23 protein-coding genes are annotated in these 23,156 nt (G+C 35.5%); 15 read left to right on the plus strand and 8 right to left on the minus strand.

The annotated features are described in order from the left end of the window. Window positions 1-149 precede the first annotated feature (149 nt). Entirely contained in the window at window positions 150-593 is a 444-nt protein-coding gene (locus ACFOW1_RS09165; protein WP_379013766.1) for an SRPBCC family protein, read from the minus strand. A 154-nt stretch (window positions 594-747) separates the two neighbouring features. Beyond that, the gene (locus ACFOW1_RS09170) at window positions 748-1,317 is read right to left on the minus strand and encodes a Crp/Fnr family transcriptional regulator (RefSeq protein ID WP_379013768.1); all 570 of its coding nucleotides are present in this window, start codon (window positions 1,315-1,317) and stop codon (window positions 748-750) included. A 196-nt stretch (window positions 1,318-1,513) separates the two neighbouring features. On the opposite strand from ACFOW1_RS09170, the gene ACFOW1_RS09175 reads away from it, so the two are divergent. From ACFOW1_RS09175 to ACFOW1_RS09185, 3 genes are all read left to right on the plus strand, one after another. Next, window positions 1,514-2,347 carry a glycosyltransferase family 2 protein gene (locus tag ACFOW1_RS09175; protein ID WP_379013770.1) on the plus strand — a complete coding sequence of 278 codons (834 nt, stop codon included), beginning with the start codon at window positions 1,514-1,516 and terminating at the stop codon, window positions 2,345-2,347. A gap of 87 nt (window positions 2,348-2,434) precedes the next feature. Further along, entirely contained in the window at window positions 2,435-2,830 is a 396-nt protein-coding gene (locus tag ACFOW1_RS09180; RefSeq protein ID WP_379013771.1) for a response regulator transcription factor, read from the plus strand. Between the two features lie 23 nt (window positions 2,831-2,853). Further along, on the plus strand, window positions 2,854-4,059 hold the full coding sequence (locus ACFOW1_RS09185; RefSeq protein WP_379013772.1) for a sugar transferase: 1,206 nt from the start codon (window positions 2,854-2,856) through the stop codon (window positions 4,057-4,059). On the opposite strand, the gene ACFOW1_RS09190 is transcribed toward ACFOW1_RS09185, so the two are convergent. After that, window positions 4,056-4,670, minus strand: a complete 615-nt coding sequence (locus ACFOW1_RS09190; RefSeq protein ID WP_379013773.1) for an acyltransferase — start codon at window positions 4,668-4,670, stop codon at window positions 4,056-4,058. The two genes, ACFOW1_RS09185 and ACFOW1_RS09190, sit on opposite strands and share 4 nt — an antisense overlap. Window positions 4,671-4,742: 72 nt before the next feature. Here ACFOW1_RS09190 and ACFOW1_RS09195 point away from each other — a divergent pair, with 72 nt between their 5' ends. Genes ACFOW1_RS09195 through ACFOW1_RS09230 form a run of 8 tightly spaced genes read left to right on the plus strand, consistent with a single transcriptional unit; the run spans window position 4,743 to window position 13,748 of the window. Next, window positions 4,743-5,480, plus strand: coding sequence for a TolC family protein (locus ACFOW1_RS09195; protein ID WP_379013774.1), 738 nt, complete (start codon window positions 4,743-4,745; stop codon window positions 5,478-5,480). After that, window positions 5,480-7,663 (plus strand): exopolysaccharide transport family protein, encoded by a 2,184-nt coding sequence (locus ACFOW1_RS09200; protein ID WP_379013776.1) that lies wholly within the window; start codon window positions 5,480-5,482, stop codon window positions 7,661-7,663. The genes ACFOW1_RS09195 and ACFOW1_RS09200 overlap by 1 nt, the downstream gene beginning before the upstream one ends. 12 nt (window positions 7,664-7,675) lie before the next feature. Beyond that, entirely contained in the window at window positions 7,676-8,863 is a 1,188-nt protein-coding gene (locus ACFOW1_RS09205) for a glycosyltransferase (protein WP_379013777.1), read from the plus strand. A gap of 8 nt (window positions 8,864-8,871) precedes the next feature. Next, a complete protein-coding gene (locus ACFOW1_RS09210) occupies window positions 8,872-9,021 on the plus strand; it encodes a hypothetical protein (protein WP_379013778.1) in 150 nt (49 codons plus the stop codon). After that, window positions 9,018-10,532 (plus strand): O-antigen ligase family protein, encoded by a 1,515-nt coding sequence (locus tag ACFOW1_RS09215; protein WP_379013780.1) that lies wholly within the window; start codon window positions 9,018-9,020, stop codon window positions 10,530-10,532. The genes ACFOW1_RS09210 and ACFOW1_RS09215 overlap by 4 nt, the downstream gene beginning before the upstream one ends. After that, a complete protein-coding gene (locus ACFOW1_RS09220) occupies window positions 10,525-11,742 on the plus strand; it encodes a glycosyltransferase (protein WP_379013781.1) in 1,218 nt (405 codons plus the stop codon). The genes ACFOW1_RS09215 and ACFOW1_RS09220 overlap by 8 nt, the downstream gene beginning before the upstream one ends. 14 nt (window positions 11,743-11,756) lie before the next feature. Further along, window positions 11,757-12,848 carry an acyltransferase family protein gene (locus ACFOW1_RS09225; protein WP_379013782.1) on the plus strand — a complete coding sequence of 364 codons (1,092 nt, stop codon included), beginning with the start codon at window positions 11,757-11,759 and terminating at the stop codon, window positions 12,846-12,848. Window positions 12,849-12,869: 21 nt separating this feature from the next. After that, window positions 12,870-13,748: a glycosyltransferase family 8 protein gene (locus ACFOW1_RS09230; protein ID WP_379013784.1), complete on the plus strand. Its 879-nt coding sequence runs from the start codon at window positions 12,870-12,872 to the stop codon at window positions 13,746-13,748. 322 nt (window positions 13,749-14,070) lie between these two features. Here the strand turns inward: ACFOW1_RS09230 and ACFOW1_RS09235 are convergent, their stop codons facing one another. Continuing rightward, window positions 14,071-15,159 (minus strand): acyltransferase family protein, encoded by a 1,089-nt coding sequence (locus ACFOW1_RS09235; RefSeq protein WP_379013785.1) that lies wholly within the window; start codon window positions 15,157-15,159, stop codon window positions 14,071-14,073. Window positions 15,160-15,332: 173 nt separating this feature from the next. Between ACFOW1_RS09235 and ACFOW1_RS09240 the strand changes: the two genes are divergently transcribed. From ACFOW1_RS09240 to ACFOW1_RS09255, 4 genes are read left to right on the plus strand one after another with little or no spacing between them, the layout of a single operon-like run. Further along, a complete protein-coding gene (locus tag ACFOW1_RS09240) occupies window positions 15,333-16,184 on the plus strand; it encodes a beta-1,6-N-acetylglucosaminyltransferase (protein WP_379013786.1) in 852 nt (283 codons plus the stop codon). A gap of 39 nt (window positions 16,185-16,223) precedes the next feature. Continuing rightward, window positions 16,224-17,573, plus strand: a complete 1,350-nt coding sequence (locus tag ACFOW1_RS09245; RefSeq protein ID WP_379013788.1) for an oligosaccharide flippase family protein — start codon at window positions 16,224-16,226, stop codon at window positions 17,571-17,573. 39 nt (window positions 17,574-17,612) lie between these two features. After that, on the plus strand, window positions 17,613-18,527 hold the full coding sequence (locus ACFOW1_RS09250; protein ID WP_379013789.1) for a glycosyltransferase family 2 protein: 915 nt from the start codon (window positions 17,613-17,615) through the stop codon (window positions 18,525-18,527). 5 nt (window positions 18,528-18,532) lie between these two features. Beyond that, complete coding sequence (locus ACFOW1_RS09255) at window positions 18,533-19,705, plus strand: glycosyltransferase family 2 protein (RefSeq protein ID WP_379013790.1); 1,173 nt, start codon at window positions 18,533-18,535, stop codon at window positions 19,703-19,705. Window positions 19,706-19,714: 9 nt separating this feature from the next. Here ACFOW1_RS09255 and gldD read toward each other — a convergent pair whose 3' ends face one another. The 4 genes from gldD to ACFOW1_RS09275 all read right to left on the minus strand — a co-directional run bounded on the left by gldD (window position 19,715) and on the right by ACFOW1_RS09275 (window position 23,120). Next, entirely contained in the window at window positions 19,715-20,308 is a 594-nt protein-coding gene (gldD, locus tag ACFOW1_RS09260) for a gliding motility lipoprotein GldD (protein ID WP_379013792.1), read from the minus strand. 35 nt (window positions 20,309-20,343) lie between these two features. Beyond that, window positions 20,344-21,690, minus strand: coding sequence for a gliding motility-associated protein GldE (gene gldE / locus ACFOW1_RS09265; protein ID WP_379013794.1), 1,347 nt, complete (start codon window positions 21,688-21,690; stop codon window positions 20,344-20,346). A gap of 105 nt (window positions 21,691-21,795) precedes the next feature. Further along, window positions 21,796-22,218, minus strand: a complete 423-nt coding sequence (locus ACFOW1_RS09270; RefSeq protein WP_379013796.1) for a single-stranded DNA-binding protein — start codon at window positions 22,216-22,218, stop codon at window positions 21,796-21,798. Window positions 22,219-22,532: 314 nt separating this feature from the next. After that, the gene (locus ACFOW1_RS09275; RefSeq protein WP_379013797.1) at window positions 22,533-23,120 is read right to left on the minus strand and encodes an LOG family protein; all 588 of its coding nucleotides are present in this window, start codon (window positions 23,118-23,120) and stop codon (window positions 22,533-22,535) included. Between the last annotated feature and the right edge of the window lie 36 nt (window positions 23,121-23,156).

A 23,156-nucleotide genomic window follows, 5' to 3' on the forward strand; every position in this document is an offset into this window, starting at 1 on the left:
CATATTTATTATAACCTCTAACAGTAAATTGTTAGAGGTTTTTTTATGCACTTAACACACCTCCTCCTCCCATGCCCTTCATCACTACACCACACTACACCAACACAAAATGCACCAATAGTGAGGTTATAAAATTTTATTATCCTTTACTAGTTACTTAGCTCGCAAGTTTGCTTTAATAAATGCAACCATTTTTCCATGCCATTTTCAAGGCTTTTGTTAAATGCCCTTTTAAAAAGGGTAGCTAATAATCCTTCCATACTTTCTTCTACCAAAACTGTTGTTGTACCATTATTCTGTTCACTAATCGTCCAATTATGAATAGCAAACATGCCAAAGGTTTTTCCTGTCCAACCAAATTGCTTGTTTGGAACCACAGTATGTAGAGTAGATTTAATGTTTGCGCCGCCAGTTTTCCACACAAAGTTTGTGTTAGCTTGTAGTTCACCTATAATTATAGATTTACTAATATCGGTTTGCCATAAGTGCCAATCGTTAATGTTGGTTAAAACGTTCCATACCTTGTTGATATCTGCGTTGATAATGATTGTTTTGCTGCAAGTAACAGGAGCATTTTTGTTTATTGATTTCATTTTTAGATTTTTTAAACAGCTATGGTTACAATGATAGTTTAACCAAGTTGTGATTAAGAAATTTGATTAGATGTTTACAATGTATTGTTGTTATCGATAACAATACAAAAGTCAACATTGATTTAAAGCCTGCTCTTGATAAAAATCAAGAAGTTTACAAGCTTGATTTTTTTCTTAATCTACTTAATGTTTCTGGTGTCATGCCTAGCATGGAAGCCAAATACTGCAGTGGTACTTGATTAAATAATGCTCCATTAAAACTAAAAAGTTGTTGGTAACGCTCTTCTGCTGACATGGCAAGGTGTTGTAACACTCTATCTTCTAATACGGCAAAGCATTTCGCAATAAATAGTTTCTCTAGCAATGGCCAGCTAGCAATTGTTTTATCTAACTTTTTGTAATCATTATAATCTATTACATATAATTCGCAATCTGTAAGTGCTTGCATATTCCACCGGGCTGTTTGTTGAAAAATAAAGCCAGATAAGTCTACCACAAAATAGCCTTTGGTTGAGATCCATTTGGTTACTTCTTTGTCACCTAGCAATACAAATTCTCTAATAATACCAGCTTGCAAAAAGCCAAGTTTGTCACAATATCTACCTGTTTTTACAAAATAATCCCCTTTTTTCAAAGTAATGGGCTTAAAAAAGGAACTGATATTGGTCAAATCAGTGGTATTAACACCAAAATACGTTTGAATGTATTTTTCAAGTTCTGTCATATTAAGGTATAAGACTATCGAAATGTTAGCGTAAATCTTTTGTACCGTGAAGATAGTAAATCAAAGAAATGAACAATAGAGTATAACATATTTTAAAATATAATATATTTTGATATGAGATGAAAAAATAATTATTTACCAATGTAAAAAAAGTGCAAATTTGTATTGTTCATATTTGACAATAATCCTACGATTTATGCGGCCAATTCCTATACCCAAGCATATTTTATCCTGTTGGCAAAGTGGTTTATCTAATTTGGAAAAAATAGATAGGATAAAAGCCAATTATAGCCAATTGCAAAAAGATAAGCCGCAAGTATCTATTGTAATACCAGCCTACAACGAAGAAGCTAATATTTTACAAACATTACTATCACTTTGCAGTAATAGCACCCGTTATTCAGTAGAAATTATTGTGGTTAACAACAACTCTCAAGATGCAACAGAACAGCTTGTAAGGGCTAGTGGTGTTACTTGCATAAACGAGCTAAAAGCTGGTATTACAGCTGCTCGTACTGCTGGTCTAATGGCTGCTAAAGGCAAGTATATCTTAAACGCTGATGCAGATACTATTTACCCAATAGATTGGATAGAACTCATGATAATCCCACTAGAAAGCAATCGTGTAGCACTTACGTATGGTCGTTTTGCATTTATACCAGTTGGCAACACGGGTAGGTTGAGTTATGTGTGTTATGAGTACATAACTGATATGATCAGATGGGTAAAAAAATATACCAAAGACGAAGCTGTAAATGTGTATGGTTTTAATTCAGCTTATCGAAGAGAAGATGGCTTGCAAGTAGATGGTTACCAGCATCCACCAGGTAGTAATGAAGATGGTTATTTGGCTTTGAAACTTAGAAATAATGGCTATGGTAAGTTGCATTTAGTTACCAATTACAAAGCACTTGTATGGACTACAGATAGACGGATACAAACAGACGGCGGCTTTGTAAAGGCAGTATTTCAAAGGCTTAAAAACTTACTTTGGCCAAGTAAACAATTTACTATCAGGCAAGATTTATAACTTAATATTCCGCATGTTGTAATTTTTTACATTATATTTATAACATCATACAATCAATAAATCCTAAAAAGCTAAACTATATTTCCTATGAGTAATACTACCGATAAGGCAAAAATAATGCTAGTGGAAGATGATGTATTTATGCAGACCCTTCTTAATGAGTTTTTGTCGGCAAAGTTTACCGTAACCACTTATGTTAACGGTATAGATGCGATGGCAGCCCTTCAAGATGGCCATTTGCCAGACTTAATTATCTCCGACCTTAATATCCCTGAACTAAGCGGTACTGAGCTGATAGCACAAGTAAAAGCGAGTGATTTTTTTAAAGCTATTCCTATCATGATATTATCGGGTGAGGAAAGTTCTGAATTGCGTATAAAATGTTTAAACGCAGGTGCAGATGATTTTGTAGTAAAGCCGTTTAATCCACGAGAGTTAGATGCCCGAATTAATGTCATTCTTCGTAGATTAGGTAAATCGTAGTGTAATTTAAAAATCCATCAACCATGAACCTAGCAGAAACCAGCACTGAAATAATAGCCTTTATTAATTGCGATAGCACTACCAAAGCTTTGTTTGAAACCTACCAACTGAGTGGGAGAAAAATGATGTATTTTGAAAATGGTATAGAACTAGTAAACAATTGGAAGAAGAATAAACTGCAAATTGTAGCTATTGTATCGCAAAGCGACGTGTTATCGGTAAATGGCATCTCACTTTTAGAAAACCTAGAAAAGCGGCAATTATTAACTACTCCTTTTTGTCTAATTCTACCTAAAGAGCAATTAACTGAACATAAGCGTAAGCTCGCACTAGAAAGTGGTGTTGCGGAGCTTTTTACCACACCACTCAGTGCAGAAAGTATAGAAACGAGACTCAACTTTTTAATAACTAATTGGTCAAAAATTAGCAATAAACAACAACACAAAGCATTTGCCCCATACAAAACAGAGTTTTTAAAAAGAGCGTTCGATTTATTATTTGCAGGCACTGCATTGATCTGTTTATCGCCACTATTTTTAATCATTTATTTATGGATAAAATTAGAATCTAAAGGCCCAGCATTTTACTATGCGTTGCGTGTAGGTACAGGTTATAGAGTGTTTAAATTTTACAAGTTTCGTTCTATGTATGCCGATGCAGATAAACGGTTAAAAGACTTAAAGCATTTAAACCAATATGCCGCCAATAAAGAAGTAGTAGAAGACATACCGATAGCCGATGATTTAGATGTACGCTGTGCTGAATGTAAGGCAGCTGATATTGCTTGTAGATTTCCTATTTATGCAGACAATATTCAGTGGTGCGAACAAAGCTATATTGAGAATAAAAGCAGCAAAGCCAACTCTGCATTTTTTAAGCTTAAAAACGATCCAAGAATTACAAAAGTGGGCAAGTTTATACGTAATACAAGCATAGATGAATTGCCACAATTATGGAATGTAATCATAGGCGATATGAGCATTGTAGGTAATAGGCCGCTGCCACTTTACGAAGCAGAAAAACTAACGTCAGATAGATATGCTTTACGTTTTTTAGCACCTGCAGGTATTACAGGCTTGTGGCAAGTAGAAAAAAGAGGTAAGGGAGAAATGAGTGAAGACGAACGCTTGATGCTAGACAATAAATACGCCGAGAATCACAGCTTTGTAAACGATATAAGATTAATACTAAAAACTATTCCAGCATTGTTTCAAAGTGAAAATGTTTAAATACGCTCCCATTCATTGGTAGTAAAGTTGTACTGTTTTATTACCCTAGCGGGATTGCCTACGGCTACAGAATATGGTGGGATACTTTTGGTAACAACAGCACCAGCTGCGACAACACTGTGCTTACCAATAGTTACACCAGCTGTAATTACGGCATTCGCAGCAATCCAACAGTCATCTTCTATCACAATGGGTGCGGTTAAAATTGGTTGGTATTGTATAGCTGTGTTAATGTCTCGGTATTCGTGGTTAAGTGCACTGGCAACAACGTTTTGGGCAAAAATGACATTGTTACCAATTGTAATGGGCCCAATAATGGTATTACCCATACCTATGAGTGTATGATTACCAATATGTACATGACCTACACCATTGTTAATGGTACAAAAATCTTCTATGGTAGCAAAGCTGCCTAAAGAAAATGGATTAAACGGTAATGTATCTAACCTAGTACGAGCTCTTATTTTAGAGCCTTTGCCGTGCTTGTGTACAAATGGATTTACAAACCATTTTACCCAAAGCCTTGGTCTGGCTTCATTTTTAGGAATTAATAACCTATGGATGAACTGCTTTGCAGAAGGGTATTTATCAATGATAGTTTTAAGTTGCATAGGTGTTAGGATGGCGGTTTAGGAAAATTGATTGGCAGCGTGATAACTAGAAATTAAAACTACAATTAAAAAATGCATTTCAGTAATTTTACAAACATATTCAATTTCTCCGAACCTAATCAACACAACGCTTCTATGGTTGCTTATCCGAAATTGCTGCTCACTGCATTATTGCTTACTTTAAGCACGGTAGCATTTTCGCAAGAGTCATTGATGAAAGAAATGGATACTGCTTTGTTGCGTAAGTTAATAGATACTGCTAAAGCTTATTATCCTAAAGTAAAAACCTTTAACCATACAGTAAATATTGCAGAGGAAGGGGTAAAAAAAGCCAAACTATCTTGGTACGATTTATTAACCTATTCCTTTTCTTATAGCCCTTCAAATGCTACAACGATAGTGAGCCCCACTTTATCAGGTATGCAGTTTGGTTTATATTTTAATATTGGCAACTTATTATTAAAACCACATAACATTAAGCAAGCAAAATCTGAATTGGAAATAGCCAAGCTTAATCAGCAAGAATATAATTTAGCGATAGAAGCAGAAGTAAAAAGTAGGTATTACCGCTATGTGCAACAGCTTACCGTATTAAAGCTTCAGCGTGAAACCTTGCTAGATATAGATGCCTTGCACAAACAAGCTAAATACAGATTTGAGAAAGGCGAAGAAACGCTGGAAAACTACACCAAAGCTATTGTGGAACTGAACGGACAAAGACAAACGATTTTATCGGCAGAAGGCTTTGTGTTAATAGCCAAAAGTACCTTAGAAGAAATTATTGGTAAAAAACTAGAAGACATTCATTAATGGAACTACCAAAATTTATACAATTACTCAAAAAGCGCAAATACATTTTACTAGGTGTACCATTATTTGCTATAGCAATTACCTATTTTTTGGTACGTAAAATGCCGGATGCCTACGCTTCAAAAGCCACGATGGCTACAGGCTTGGTAGATCAATCAGAGCAATTTGTTTTAGATGATAGTAAGAATAACGACCAAGAATCTAAAATCAATCAACAGTTTAGCAACATTATGCAAATGATGCAGCTAAAACGCGTACTAGAACAAGTGTCGTATAAACTGATTATTCACGACTTATCAAGTGATGCCCCTTATACAAAAGATAATAAATTATTTAAGGAGCTGAATAAAGATGCTAAAGCGCATGCATTAGCAACTTTTACAGAATTGTATCGTACAAATCAGTCTTTAGACATCAATATTTCAGATCATCGAGGCTTGAAGAAAGTGCTTGAAAGTATGGGCTACGATGACCAAACTTTAAAGAAAAAACTGGTGATTTATCGTTCTAATAATAGCGATTATGTTAATATCGAATACGAATCACCATCGGCAGAATTATCAGCAACCGTATGTAACGTAGAGTGCGAAGAAAGCATTAAGTACTACGCAGAAAGTATCAAAAAAGGCCGACAAGAAGCAGTTAATTTTTTAGATAGCATTTTACAGCAAAAGAAAGCTGTGATGGATAATTACATGTCGCTGCTTAAAAATTACAAAATCAATAATCGTGTTCTCAATTTAAACGAGCAAGCAAAAAGTTTTTATGGCTTATTGGCTGATTTTGAAACCAAGATTGAATTAACACAAAAAGATATTGCCTCTTACAAGGGTGCCATCGAAAATATAGATGCTAAGTTTAACCCAACAGAGCGTAAATACATGGAGGGGGCGCTCACGAATATTAACCAAGAAATTGTACATAGTAAAGATGTATTAAAGCAATTAAATGATGATTATATTACAAGCAACTTTAACCCTAGGTATAAGGCTAAAGTGGATTCTATGTCGGCTGTATTAATATTTCAAATAAACCAAGCGAACGATAAGTACATTCATAATCCTTTAGCTGTAAAACAAAACTTAGCATTAGAAAAAGTAAAGCTTGAAATAGGGCTTGATATTGCAAAATATAGTTTGAATACATTGCAGCAAGAGCTAGCAAAGCTGAACCAACGCTTTGATAAATTAGTACCACACGAAGCGGTTATTCAGAGTTACGAGCAATCGATTGATTTTGCTAGCAAAGAATACATTGAAATACTTAAAAAGTACAACCAAACAGCATTAGAATCTACGCTATCAATTCATTTAAAGCAAATAGAAAAAGCATTGCCTGGGGCAAAGCTTGCAAGTAAAAAAATGCTACTAATGATATTGGCTGGCTTGATAAGTTTTATACTATGCTTAGTGGTATTTTTTGTACTGTTTTATTTAGATGATTCTATTAGTACTGTAAAAGAATTAGCTAATAAAACCGATATCACTGCGCTAGGCTACTTACCAATGCTACACCATTCGATGTTGCAATTGCAACAGTTGTGGGTCGATAAAAGCCAAGGTAGCATGTACTATAAAAATCTTTTAAGAGATATACGCTACGAGGTAGATTCTGAAATTGGTGACCACAAGATACTGTTAATAACAAGTATGAAAAATGGGGAAGGCAAAACCATTTTTACTTTAAGCTTAGCTTATGCCTATTCTATTATTAATAAAAAAATACTGGTAATAGATGGCAACTTTACTAATCCTTCTATTACAGACATCGCAAAGCCAGCTTATTATTTAGAAGATTATTTATCTGGTAAAATAGCAGCCACCGCTTTTACTTCTGGCAATGCTGTAGATATCATAGGGACCTATGGTACAGACGTATCGCTACTTGAGATAAGTAATGAGAAAAATATAATTGAAAAGTTGGCTGCGCTAAATGCACAATATGATATTATATTGATAGAAATACCTGCACTTGAAAACTTAAATAAAGCAAAAGAATGGATAGCTTTTGGTGACAAAGTGGTATCTGTATTTCAAGCACTCCAAACGATTACGCCTACAACTCAGCAATTTGTTAACTACTTTATATCGCTACAACCTAAGTTTATAGGCTGGGTACTTACCAAAACTACCAACGATAAATTGAAGTTTAAGAAGTTAAAAAAATCTACCCCATCATCCTAATACCTATGCAATATGAGTCAATCCATTATTCCTATCGTTTGGGCTATTATTCAACTATTTATTGGCTACAATTTGGTATTTCCATTGGTACTATTGCTATTGTATGTATTGTTAAATAAATCGATTGTAAAAGCACCATCTACTACAGAAGCAGATTATGCCATTATTGTAACCGCTTACGAAAACACAACTTTATTACCAGTTGTGGTAGCATCGCTTTTAAAACTGAAATACAGTAACTATCTGGTATATATCGTTGCAGATAAATGCGACGTAAGCAACTTGCATTTTGATAGCGACAAAGTAATTGTGTTACGGCCAGAAGAAACGTTGGCTAGCAATACAAGATCGCATTTCTATGCTATTAACCGCTTTAAAAGGCAGCATGAAAGATTAACCATTATTGATAGTGATAACTTGGTAGATGAGAACTATTTGCTAGAACTAAATAAATACTTTGATGCTGGTTTTTCTGCAGTACAAGGCGAACGTAAAGCTAAAAACTTAAACACGACGTATGCCTGTCTTGATGCTGCAAGAGATGTGTACTATCATTTTTATGATGGCCAAGTATTATTTGGTGTCGGTTCTTCGGCTACACTAGCGGGTTCTGGTATGGCTTTTACAGTGCAATTATATAAAGATTGTTTAGCCCATTTAGATATTACCGGTGCGGGCTTTGATAAAGTATTACAAAAGGAAATTTTATTACGACAATATAGAATTGCCTTTACCAAAGATGCTATTGTGTATGATGAAAAAACAACTGATAGCGATCAACTAGTAAAGCAACGTGCTAGATGGATAAATACTTGGTTTAAGTATTTCAAATTTGGGTTTGTATTAGTAGCAAAAGGTATTACCAACTTCAATTGGAATCAATTTGTTTTTGGCCTTGTGTTGTTGCGCCCTCCTCTGTTTATGTTTCTATTATTATCAGTTGCTTGCATGCTGGTAAACTTGATACTGAATCCTTTAGTGGCTTTATATTGGCTGATAGGTTTATGCTTGTTTGTATTCGGTTTTATATTGTCTCTATTGGTGTCTAATACTGATAAACGCATTTATCAATCGCTGATAAATATCCCAAGGTTTATGTTTTATCAAGTATTGTCTTTATTAAAAGTTACAAAAGCCAATCAAGTTTCGGTAGCTACTACTCATGCCGTTGATACTAGTATTGAGGATATCAAAAAATAATATTTACCATGCGTACCCAACCAGAAAAAACAATCGATAATTCACCTGAGCTTAAAGCGAAAAGTCAAGCAGCAATAGACGCTATTACGCACAAAGTAGCAGTAGCTTTTGCCTTATTAATTGTGGTGTTTTTTTTCTTTAAAATGCTAGTACCTTGATTGATCAACTGCACATACCATTAAAAGCACTCCAACAAAAGGGGTGGCAATATTTTAAAGCCAAGTGTAGGCAACACATTTTGGTGGAGAAATTGCTTAATATATATGGTATTGCATTGCTTGCATCGGTCTCATTTGTTCTAGCCTTTCTGGTAGCACAATCTGGTGTTACGTTTGCTATTTTAACTGCCATTGTTTTAGTGGCAGTACCCATTGTAGTGGGGTTAGTTATTTATCCAAAGTTTGGCATTATTGTCTATCTAATGCTATCGTTTACCATTATGTTTTGGTTGCGTTATGGGATTACTTTTCCATTAGGTACCCTAATGGATGGCATGCTAGCATTGTTTATACTGGGCTTATTTATTAAGCAAAAGCAAGCTATAAAGCCCAATTGGATTCGCTTTAAAAACCCAATCAGTACATGGATTTTAGTATGGATTATTTACAATATTTTAGAGTTTGGTAATCCTGCCGCAGATTCACGTTTAGCATGGGTTTACACTATTAGAAATATGGCTTTTGTGGCTATGATGTACTTCATTTTTATGTACAATATCAACGATAAAAAGTACATCAAACTAATATTTAAAATATGGCTTGGTTTCATGGTGTTTGCGGCACTATATGCAGCCAAGCAAGAGTTTATTGGCTTTGCAGATTTTGAAGAACGCTACAACAATTCGCCAGGTATTCCATTGTTATTGTTTTTAGCAGGCCATTGGCGCAAATACTCCGTTTTTTCCGATCCTGTAACCTTTGCTTACAATATGGCTATCGCTAGCTTGCTGTGTGTAGGCTTGCTCACTGGGCCATTAAAGCCCATCAAGAAATTTATTCTCGTCATTATTATAGCCATCCTCTTAGTGAATATGATATTTTCCGGTACAAGAGGCGCTTTTCCTTTGGTACCCGCTGGTTTATTGTTGTATTGTATTTTAAAGTTTAGTAGACAAATTTTGATGTTTGGTATTGTGGCTGCTTTGTTTATTGGCTTTTTAATAGTTATGCCAACATCTAATCAAAATATTCTACGTTTTCAAACTGCTTTTAGGCCTAATGAAGATGCGTCTTATAAAGCTAGAAAAATTAATCAAGCACGCATTAAACCGTATGTATGGAGTCATCCAATGGGTGGCGGTTTAGGTTCTGTAGGCGAATGGGGAAAGAAGTTTTCTCCAGGGTCTTACTTATCTAATTTTCCCCCCGATAGTGGCTATGTACGAACCACCGTAGAACTTGGTTGGATTGGGTTATTCATTTTCTGTTGCATGATTTTTACCATCATTAAAACTGGAATTGATAACTATTATAAAATAAAAGATCCTCAGCTAAAATCGTACTGCCTAGGCGCTACATTAATGGTATTTACATGGAACATTGCCAACTTTCCACAAGAGGCTTTGGTACAGTATCCATCTAACGTGGTGTTTTACTTAACCATTGCTTTAATTAATGTAACACTGCGGCTAGACGAAGCACAACAACAAAAATCCCTTAGCTATGCATAACCCTGAAACCCTTATCAATAGAGACATTGTTGTGGTTGGTCAGCAACCATGGGATGTTGAAATTGGGAGTAATTGTAAAGACATTGCCCTAGAATTTGCTAAGCATAATAGAGTGCTATATGTAAATTCGCCACTAGATAGAATTACCATGCTGCGCCATAAAGCAGATGGGAAGGTGCAAAAAAGAATGGCTGTTGTTAGAGGCGAACAGCCAGCGCTTGTAGCTATTCAAAACAATCTTTGGAATTTGTTTCCAGACAATATGATAGAATCTATCAATTGGCTGCCAAGTCAATTTTTGTTTGATATTTTTAACAAACGCAACAATCAAATCCTTGCTAAAAGCATTGGCAAAGCCATACAAACACTAGGCTTTAAAGATGTGATTCTCTTTAACGACAATGATATGTTTCGTTGCTTTTATTTGCCAGATTTATTAAAGCCAGCAATAAGTATTTATTACTCTAGAGACTTTATGCTTGCGGTAGATTATTGGAAAAAGCATGGTACTAAGTTAGAGCCATTGTTGATTGCTAAAAGTGATATTGCGGTGGCAAATTCTACTTATTTAGCTAACTACTGTAAGCAGTATAATTCTAATAGTTTTTATGTAGGGCAGGGTTGCGATTTAAGTTTATTTGAGCAGCCAGAAGCAACGGTAATACCAGACGATATCAAGCCAATAACTAAGCCTATAATTGGTTATGTTGGGGCTTTACAATCGCTACGTTTAGATATTGCTATTATAGAACACTTAGCCACACAACAACCGCATTGGCAAATAGTGTTGGTAGGCCCAGAAGACGATGCTTTTAAAGCTAGTAGCTTGCATCAAATACCCAATGTACATTTCTTAGGTAGTAAGCCGCCAGCTTCTTTACCCGCCTATATTAATGCGTTTGATGTATGTATCAATCCACAAATAGTGAATGCCGTAACCATCGGTAATTATCCAAGAAAAATAGATGAATATTTGGCCGCAGGCAAACCAACCGTAGCTACACAAACAGAAGCGATGAGTATTTTTAGCGATCACGTGTATTTGGCTACCAACAAAGAAGATTATATAACATTGATTACAAAAGCACTCGCAGACAATAGCGATACGCTAGTAGAAGCTAGAAAAAAATTTGCAACATCTCACACTTGGGCAAACAGTGTGAGAGATATTTACAAAGCCATCCATATTGTACAATCTAATAAACCTTAAAATACATCCAAACTATGAAGCCAATAACCTCACCTATTAAACGCAACGAATCGCTAGATTACTTACGTGGCCTTGCTGCCACAGGTGTTATGTTTTACCATTTAAGCTTATTTAGCTTTGGCGAAAGCGATGCAAGTACGTTTATAGCACGTGTAAAAATTTACGCCGTTTCTATCTTTTATGTACTAAGTGGCCTTACGTTGTTTATAGCTAACACCAAATCGCTCGAGCTTACTAAAAACAGCCTAATTGAATTTTACTTAAAACGGTTCTTTCGTATTTTTCCATTGCTGTGGCTAGCTACTATGTTTACCTATCTTTTTAAGTCAAGCCCAGAAATGTACACCATCAAGCATTTGATAGTTAATATCACTGTTGTACCAGGTATGTTACGTTCTGATGCATTTGAAGCCAATGGCGCTTGGTCTATAGGTAATGAGTTGTTTTTTTATGTATTCTTTCCTGTGTTGTTTTTTATTTACCGAAAAAGTAAAACATACTTACTACTTGCTGTAGCACTCATTTTTGCTGCGTTTTGTGCTTTTACATTTAAGCTAATCGATCCAACTATCAACCTCGGTTATCAATGGTCTAAGTATGTTAATCCCTTCAATCAGTTCTTCTATTTTGCCATAGGTATTTATATTGCTACGCTTAAAAAACCTGCTGATTGGTTGGTAAAGTTGGCTCCATCATTAATCGTTCTGTGCTTTGCTGTGATTGCATTGTACCCACAAAGTGGTGAGCCTGTGGTACTAGTAACGGGCGTTACAAGATTGGTGTTATCTGCCTTTGTAATTGCCATGTGCTATTTGTTTTACATCAGCGAGTTTAACTTTTTGCCTACCTTCTTAAAAAAGGCACTCAAGTATCTAGGTGATACCAGTTATGCCATTTATTTGATACATCCATTGGTGCATATTATCGTGCACAGCATAAGCGAAAAGTATTTGCATTGGAATGCTTACTTGGTAATAGCTGCAACGGTTGCCATTACCATACCTTTAAGTGGCTTGGTATACGAGCATTTTGAAAAATATTTTATGCGCCTTGGTAAAAAAATAATGGATAAGCGAAAAGCGAAAGTGTCAAACATTGCTATTTAATCTACTTCTAAAGAACGAAATATGAAACCATTAACCATTGTTGTGGCTTGCGATAATCACTATATTATTTTGTTGGCTGCATTGATAAAATCGATAGAAGCTAACCTTGCAGTAGATAAAAAGATAGCGATATTTATTATAGCAGATAATGTAAACAACACTAACCGGCAAAAGCTACAACAATCTATAAATACCGCTACCACCACGCTTGTGTGGAAAGAAATGGCAAGCGTAATTCCTGAAGGGATGAAGTTACCATTGGATAGAAGTTCGTATCCGTTAAACATTTACATGCGCTTATTTATACCATATTTTATTCCCGAAGAAATAGAAACGGTATTGTATTTAGATGTAGATATGATTGTGCAAAAAGACATATCAACCTTGTTCAACATCAACTTAAGCAACCATGTTGTTGCGGCGGTTTTAGATCCAAGAATCATCACATTCGATAATAGCTGGGGTGGCGTTTTAAACTATCTAGAACTAGGCCTTTCAGGCACTACAAGGTATTTTAATACGGGCTTATTGGTGATGAATACCAAGCTATGGCGCACAGAATCTGTAACAGAAAAAATAATTGATTGTATAGAGCAACATAAAAAGTTTGCCAATTACCCCGACCAATATGGTTTAAATGTGGTGCTAGCCAATAAATGGCTAGAATTAGACCCACTGTGGAATCATTTTTCTACAATTGAAACTTCTGAAAGCCCCTTTTTGATTCACTTTGTAGAGCGTAAACCCATTTACAAAGCTTATAACTACAGCGAAACATTTAAGCAGATATTTTATAGCTACTTAAAGCAAACGGCTTGGAAGAATTTTAAGCCTATTGGCGAATCGTCGCGCTACATTAAAAAGCTAAAAAATATTTTAAACAAATTGTTGCGAAAATAATCTATCGTTTAGCGCTTTTTTGATTTGATAGCGCAAGCTTACTACTTACACACTTAATTAGATACTCCCCCGTTGTTGCTTTCCGCTGGCGCCCAACTGCAACTTTGCGGCACCCAACTTCAACTTTGCGGCACCCAACTTCAACTTTGTGGCGGACAACTGTAACTAGATGGCGCCCAACTGTAACTTTGCTTAGCGCAATGATAACTTTTTGGCGCGCTATAGTAAATTGATACCGACAATACTTAACTAGAAAGCGACAGCCTACTACTTTGGGGTGGCATACATTAATTTGGTAGAATGCATGTTAAAGTGTTGTAATTTATTTCTTGGTACTACCTCGGCCGCCTGTTAATAAGCCATACAACGCAGGAGATATTTTAAATACAAGCGTATTTAACCCAATACAAAACACCAACATAGCCAAAGGCAAGGTAAAAAAGGCTATGAATTTGGCAGATTCGCCACCACCAAGAAATGCAACATAAGGTTTAATGAGCATGACCATTAGTGGCTCGTGACAAGCAAAAATGAAAAATGAGGCTGTTGAAAGAGATTGAAACCATCGTTGGTTCATGCAATAATTGGCAAGTTTATCAATACCAAACCAAATAAGAAAAATGGTTGGTATAACATGTGCTAAGTGAATGATATTTAATACAAATCCTGTGTAATCACCAAAAATTGCCTTACCATGAAACGCAACAAATGTTTTAAACGTAATTAAAACCAACACAGCTAGTAGCCAAAGTTTGCTATTTAAAAATGCTGGTTTTGTGGTAATATTTATTGCTTTTAGTTGCAGAAACACGCCAATAGCAAAATAAAAGATAAGTGTATAATGGTTGCTATTAAAACCGAGCCTTAGACAAAATAAAATAATAAGTAAGGGGATTGGGGCTTTTTGGATACAACATCTTATAGCTGGATAAACTATCGTAAAAACAAATAAAATTCTTAAATACCAAAGCTGAAAAGGCATTGGTGAAATAACTATGCGATAGAAAAAATCGTAAGCACCATAGGTATTTATTTTTTTCCCCCATAAGCCTTCTGCAGCATTTGCCATAAAACAATATTCAACCAAGGCAATTGCAGCCAAAGAAAGTAGACTAAACAACAAGTACGGTAGTATCAGTGTTCTTAACTTCTTTGTTACTAATTGTAGATAGGTAACATCTTGTTTATAGGCAACTAAGTATCCTGAAATTGCCATTAAAAGGGGTATGCGGAAGCGAAGTAGACCATTTGCCAAAAAATATTCAATAAAATTTGTGAGCGTTAGTGGTTCATCTATTGTTGAACTAGCGTTTAAAGGGAAATCTGTAACATTGTAACTATGGATAAATACCAATAGAACCATACACAAGAAAGACAAGAAGTAGATTTTCTGACTAATTGCTTTGTTCATAAGTTGGTTTCAGGACTACAAAAGTAGGTGTGTGAATGATAGTTGGACAAAAAACTTAAACTTTTATAAGTCAATTATTTTATTACCAAAACAATTGGTGTTGAATGTAAAACGGATTACTTTCATGATTAATTGCAGTGACTGAAAAGTTTTATCACATCAATCCATCCTAAATGACCCTTGCTTACCTCATACTAGCTCACGCCAATCCATCGCAACTGCAAAGACTTGTACAAAAATTATCAAATAATCAAACTGATATTTACATACATATTGATGCAAAAGCTAGGCTTGGAGACTTTACAACAATTGCTGCATTGCCAAATGTGTATTTTGTAACCAAGCGAGAAAAAGTGTATTGGGGTGCTTATAGTATTGTTCAAGCTACAGTAAATGGTTTTGAGCAAATGCTCGCAACTGGCAAACCATATGATTTTATTACGCTATTAAGTGGTCAAGATTATCCTTTAAAAACTAATGCTAAAATTCTAGACTTTTTTAAAGCCAATCCTAATAAGGCGTTCATGGAATTTTATACAGTAAATGATGTGTGGCAAGAGGCCATACCAAGACTGAATAAATACTATCTTACCAATTATCCATTTGCAGGCAGTACCAAGCTTGAACAAATACTCAACAAGCTTTTACCTAAAAGACAACCACCAAAAGATATCGTATTTGTAGGTAGGTCGCAATGGTTTACTATCACTTTAGCGCAAGCAAAATATATTGTTACTACGCTTGCCACCAATCGCCAACTAAGGCGCTTTTTTAGGTTCACATGGGGCAGCGATGAATTTGTGTTTCAAACATTGTTGTACAATTCGCCTTTTAAAGTAGAAATGATCAATGACAATCTGCGTTATATAGATTGGTCATCAGGGGGTGCTAGCCCAAGAACACTCACTATGGCCGATGCGCCTGCACTCCTTGAAACTGATAAATTATTTGCGAGAAAATTTAATGTAGCAACCGATGTAGAAATATTAAACACAATTGATGCTAGCAATCAACAGCCTATTTAACTTTACTGAAAGTTGTTATCAGCCTAAAAACCGCATCCAATGAACCTATCAAAATTTAAGAATAAGCACTTTTTGGCGCTAGTAGGTAATTTGGTTATTTCTGGTTTTAGTGTTTTAACCATCGCCTTGCTCTATCGTGTACTATCTAAAAACGATATGGGTATTTGGTTTTTCTTTCTTACTATTTCAGGCTTAGCAGATGCTATTCGCAATGGCTTTTTAACTACCGCCACTGTAAAATTTTATGCTGGTACTACTAAAGAAAGAGGCAATGCCGTACTAGGTTCTGTGTGGTATTTGGCAATCGCTTTAACATTTGGTATTGCTTTATTAAGCTTTGTGGTATTGGCTTTAAGTAGGGTTATTCACAGTGAGCAACTGCTTATTGTGTTACAATGGCTAGGCATTACTTTCATTACTTCGCTACCATTTTCTGTTACGTTTTGGATATTAATTGCAGAAGAAGATTACTTAAAAATTTTAGGCTTGCGTTTTATTAATAGTGGTGGTATGATAGCCACCATTGCAGTATTGGCGCTATTACACAACGCAAGTCTACAAAATATTTTGTTGGTAAATGTGGCTACAAATGTGGTTACAAGTTTAGTGGCAGTGGTACTAGGTTATTCTAAAATTAATAGGCTTTCATTTAAAACCAAAGCCTTAGTACGGGAGATGACGCATTTTGGTAAGTACAGTCTTAGTACCAATATGAGCGCTAATTTGCTAAGTACTGTTAATACCTTTTTAATTACGTTTATGCTTGGCCCCGCAACATTGGCCATATACAATGCGCCACAGCGGTTGATGGAAATAGTAGAAATTCCGCTACGCAGTTTTGTAGGTACAGGTATGAGCGCGATGGCTACAGCTTACAACAACAATAATATGTATCACTTAGTGCATGTAACTAAAAAGTATGCGGGCATGTTGTGCTTAGCCTTTGTGCCAATAATCATTATTGTGTTGTTTGGTGCAGACTATGCGGTGCTACTACTTGGCGGTGGTAAATATGCTGGCACAGAAGCGGCCAATATTTTGCGCATGTTAATAGTGGTATCGTTTCTGTACCCAATTGATAGATTTAATGGCGTTACATTAGATATCATCCAGCAGCAGAAAGTAAATTTTTATAAAGTGCTGGTAATGCTTGCTACCAATGTACCTGTAACCTATTTTGGTATTTTGCTGTTGCAAAATATTTGGGGTGCCGCCATAGCTATTCCATTTACTACTTTGGCGGGGTTGCTATTTGGCTACTACCATTTACGTAAGCATATCGATTATACTATAGGCGGTATTTTTAAAACTGGTTTTGTAGAAAGTAGAAATTTGTTTTTCGAGAAAGTATTACCAAAGCTACCTTTTAAAAAAGCCAGATTATCTTAAACAAAACCTATTGTCTAAAACTAATTGCCACTTACTATTTTGAAAAAAGTATCTATTATCACCGTTAATTTTAATCACAGTCATGTTACCGATGAGCTGCTAGATTCTATTGCTGCTAAAAATACATATAGCAATATAGAAGTCATAGTGGTAGATAATGGTAGTACCATCAATCCTGTGCCTGCGTGGCAAATCAAATATCCTGATGTTACGTTTATAAGAAGTGAGATAAATACGGGCTTTGCTGGTGGTAATAATATAGGTATTAAAGCGGCTACTGGCGACTTCTTTTTTCTGGTAAATAATGATACCGAATTTACCGAAGGCTTAACAGATAAGTTAGTCGCTACATTAGAAGCAAATCCTTTCGTAGCGATGGTTTCGCCCAAAATACATTACTACGATGTACCTAATATGTTGCAATATGTTGGCTATACAGAAATGAATTATTTTACTGCAAGAAACAGGCAAATAGGACAATTTGAAACAGACAATGGTCAGTATAATCATTTAACTGGAAAAACAGGTTTTGCACATGGAGCCGCGATGATGGTTACTCGTGAAGCCATTGATAAAGTAGGCTTAATGGCAGAGAACTTTTTTTTGTATTACGAAGAACTCGATTGGTGTGCAAGACTTAAAAAAGCTGGGTATGACATTTGGGTAAATACCGATGCGTTGATTTATCATAAAGAGTCTGTTTCTGTAGGTAAGCAAAGTGCGTTGAAAGAATATTTTATGAACCGAAACAGATGGCTGTTTGAACGTAGAAATGCATCCGCTAGTCAGTTTTTCGTGTTTAGCATTTACTTTATGGTACTAGTTGCGCCACGTAATATTGTCAGCTATATTAAGCAGAAACAATACGGTTTTATCAAATGGGTATTAAAAGCCATTTGGTGGAATGTGACGAATAGCGTAGACAGCAACAAGCTTGGTTATCCTTTAAAATAATTCCTATGACAGTCATCTTTTGGGTAAGCCTTTTTATCATTTTCTATACCTACATTGGTTATGGTATTGTGCTCTATGTGTTAGTAAGAATCAAACGCCTATTTATAAAGCCAATAAAGCTTGTAGATGGGAGTTTCACGCCATCATTAACGTTGATTGTTGCCGCTTACAACGAAGCATCTGTAATTGAAGAAAAGATACAAAACACTTTGCAACTTATTTACCCAAAAGATAAGCTACAACTCATTTTTGTAACAGATGGTTCTATTGATAATACACCTACAGTAATAGCGCAGTATCCCGAAATTAAGCTATTGCATAAAGCGGGTAGAAGTGGTAAAATAAATGCAGTACACCGAGCAATGGGCGAAGTAAATACAGAGATAGTGGTATTTACCGATGCGAATACTTTTTTAAACGAAAATGCATTGTTACGGATTGCTAAGCATTACATAAACCCTAAAGTGGGCGCTGTTTCTGGCGAAAAGCGTGTTGCAATTGAAGCAAATGCAGATGCCACTGCTGGCGAAGGATTTTACTGGAAATACGAATCTGCATTAAAGAAATGGGATGCTGAATTATATTCTGTGGTTGGTGCGGCTGGCGAATTATTTAGTGTAAGAACAGACTTGTATGTGGCAGTAGAACCTGATACTTTGTTAGACGATTTTATGATATCGATGAAGATAGCGATGCAGGGCTATAAAATTGCTTACGATGCTGATGCTTATGCCATGGAATCATCATCTGAAAACTTGAAAGAAGAGTATAAACGTAAAGTACGCATTGCTTCTGGTGGTATTCAATCTATCATTAGAACGAGAAAATTGTTCAATCCAATTTTTATGCCTTTATTAGGATTTCAATATCTAAGCCATCGTGTACTGAGGTGGACCATTACGCCTTTTTTAATGATTTTGGTTGTATTTGTAAATGCATATTTACTGTTTGATAATGTCAACTGGTTACTAGCAATCATTATGGTTGGGCAGCTTGGCTTTTATAGTTTAGCCGCGTTAGGTTGGTTGCTAGAACGAAAAGAGGTGCGCATTAAAATCTTATTCATTCCTTACTATTTCTGCTTTATGAATTATTGTGTATTGGTAGGAATTTACCGCTATTTCTTTACGCAAAAATCTTCCGTGCTTTGGGATAAGGCCAAACGCAAGCAAGGTTAACGAATTTAATTATTTACGCCACTTAAAGGTGTTGATAAGATGACGTACATCTTCAACCAAGAAACTATTTACTATGCCAAGTGAATCTGCGTTTGGGGTAGCATTAAAATACAATGCACCTCGTAGAAAATGCTTTGTAGTGTCAGTTAAAAAAAACTGATTGGCGGTAGCTACATCACCGCCTACATTAAAAAATAAGCCATGCACGCCGTTAGGCGTGGCTATTAATGAATCATCTATAGATATTGCTTTAGTACTGTGTTTACTTGTCATTTTAAACGCATCATTCAGCAATGTATCAAACTTGTTCTTGCCAATTTCTTTGTAGCTTATATAAATGCGGCCTTGAAACTGTGGGAAGTCGATATTAATCCACCAAGGATTTTCTGTCGCTTCGCCAAAGAATACAGAGTCCTTTAGTACCGAGGCATACATAGGATACTCGAAAGTGTATGGATAGCCTGGTTTGTCGAATACCTGGTACTTTTTTTCTGGAAAATTAATTTTAAAATAACCTCTAGGCTTAGCTACATAATTGCTGTTGCAACCTGCAATTAGTAAGTAAACAGTAAGTAATAGTATTAGGGAAAAGCATCTCTTCATAAGTCTTTCAATTCTTCTTTGACATCATATTAATACTACTCACTCAGTTGTGGCTTTATGGTAACTTTTATTTTCTGAATCCGATTTTTAACAACTTCTAAAACGGTAAATTCAAAATCGCCACATGGCACCACTTGCAAAGCAGTTGGTATTTCGCCAGCTAGTTCAAGAACCAAGCCTGCAAGCGAATCACTCTCACCTTTTACGGCATCAAAAGTGTCTACATTTAAGTCCATAGCTTTGCACACGTCGTTTATCATGGTACGGCCTTCAAAAATGTAATTGTTATCGTCTAGTTTTTTAAAGTCTGTTTCTTCTTCGTCAAATTCATCTTTAATATCGCCGATTACTTCTTCTAAAATGTCTTCTAGTGTAACAATACCGCTTGTACCGCCAAATTCATCTACCACAACAGCAAAGTGAATACGCTTTGCTTGAAATTCTTTCAATAAATCTTCAATCATTTTTTGCTCATGTACAAAAAACGGCTGACGAATAAGTTCGTGCCAATTGAAGTCGTCTGTTTTATCGAGATGTGGTATCAAGTCTTTGGTATGAATCATACCTACAACTTTGTCTAAATCTTCTTCATATACAGGTAGGCGGCTATAATGAAGTTCGCTAGTAAGTTTCAGCAATTCGGTAAAGGTTGTTTCTTTATCAATTCCATTTACGTCAACCCTTGTTTTCATGATTTGTTTTACAGTGATATTGCCAAATTTGATGATACCCTTTAAGATATTTTTCTCTTTTATTGATGCATCGGTACTTGTGGTAATATCTATCGCATGGTCTAATTCTTCTAAATTATAAGCACTTACTTTATTCGTTAATTTTTTTTCTATCGCATCGCTATAAGTTACTAGCCAAGTGCTCATTCTTTTGCAGATATAAAATATAATTTCTACAACAGGCCCTGCTTCTTTTGCAAAGCGAATATTATTTTGCGTAGCCAATACTTTTGGCATCACTTCACCGAATAGTAATAATAGAAAAGTTACAGCCAATACTTTAATTATAAATTCAAGCCAAATAGCATTTATTTTCTCGAAGTTGAAAGCATCACCGATTAAAATATTAGAAATAACAATAATGGCGATATTGATAAAGCTATTAGCTATTAGCAAGCAGCCAAGTAAAATTTTGGGGTGTTCTAATAAATCAATAATGCGCTTATAAGCACTTTGTTGTTTTGTTTTTAGCAGATTGATGTCTTTGTACGTGAGTGAAAAAAAAGCAACTTCTGCACCACTTAGTACAAAAGAAAAGAACAATAAGCTCAGTAATAGGATAATTAATACTGTAGTGCCTTGCATATTCATTGCAACGATGGTTGCTAATTTTGAAGCAAGAAATTGTAGTACCGAGGGATGATAATCCAAAGCCGATAGTTTAGTTAAACAATAACACTAAAATTAGCACATTTGCTACAATAGTGCGTTAATACTTATCGCAAAAATATTTGTAAAAAGGATACTAATGCTATTTTAGAAGGGTAGGCTATCACTTGGGTCTGTAATTGGTGGTATATTATCACCATCAAAATGCTCTAAACCCTCGCCGTGTGAGCCTCCATCGCCTCGTTTATCCAACATTATTAAATTATCACCAACAATTTCAGTGGCAAATTTTTTATTACCGTCTTTGTCCTCCCAGCTGCGTGTCCGTAGGCGACCTTCCACAAAAATTAAGCTGCCTTTGTGTAAATATTTTTGAGCCAATTCCGCCAAGCCACGCCATAACACTACCGTATGCCATTCGGTTTGAGAAATTGATTTTCCACCGCGGTCTTTATACGTTTCGGTTGTGGCTAGTGGAAATTTTGCTACACCAATATTGCCTTCTAGATACGTCATTTCAGGGTCTTTGCCCAAATTGCCTATCAATGTAACTTTATTAATGCCTCTCATACGGGTACGGTTTAAATACTTTTGTAAAATTTTACCTGCTTAAAAGTAACTTTTTTTATACAATTAAAATATTGCAATAATAAAAATGTTATAAAAACGACAAACTAAAGTACGTATCTAACCAAACCAGACATTTTAACGCAACAAAAACACTCAAATTAGCACAATTCGCATACAGAAAAACCAAATGTTATAAAACAACAAAGCACACTTTAAGTGTGCTTTGAAAACATGCATCTTTTAAATACCCCTATTGAAAAGATAACACCTAGACTTCGAAAATAGATTATCTGCTGCATTCAAAAAAACATTTTTTACCTTTTCTCTAAAAGCCACCAAAGTCGCTTGCGTGGTTTTATTTTAAAATGTGTATTTACAAAGCCAGAAATATGATTTATGGCTTCGTCAAAGTCGTCTGTAAGTAGCAAAAGATGTAAATCATCTGGATTTATAGTGCCTTTTTCAGCCATCAAAGTCATATAATCCATTAATGGCTGATAATAAGCTTTACCAAATAGTACAATTGGAAAATTGGTAATAGTTTTGGTTTGCACCAAAGTGAGTGTTTCAAAAAATTCATCCATCGTACCAAAACCGCCGGGCATAATGATAAAAGCATAGGAATACTTTACGAGCAGCACTTTTCTTATAAAAAAATAATTAAACGTAATGCTTTTATGTACATAAGGGTTTGGTTTTTGCTCAAATGGAAGCTTAATGTTACAGCCTACCGACGTGCCGCCATTTTCGAACGCGCCTTTGTTAGCTGCTTCCATCGTACCCGGACCGCCTCCTGTTATAGTTGTAAAACCTAGCTGTGCAATACGTTTGCCAAATATTTCAGCGGCTTTGTAATATTCGTGACTCGCGTTGTAAGCTCCCCTAAAATCCGCTACATTCAAAAGTATAAAATTCTCCGTTTTCAGTTTTTATAGGAT

This window comes from Parasediminibacterium paludis (assembly GCF_042651445.1).
GTDB classification, from domain to species: Bacteria; Bacteroidota; Bacteroidia; order Chitinophagales; family Chitinophagaceae; genus Parasediminibacterium; species Parasediminibacterium paludis.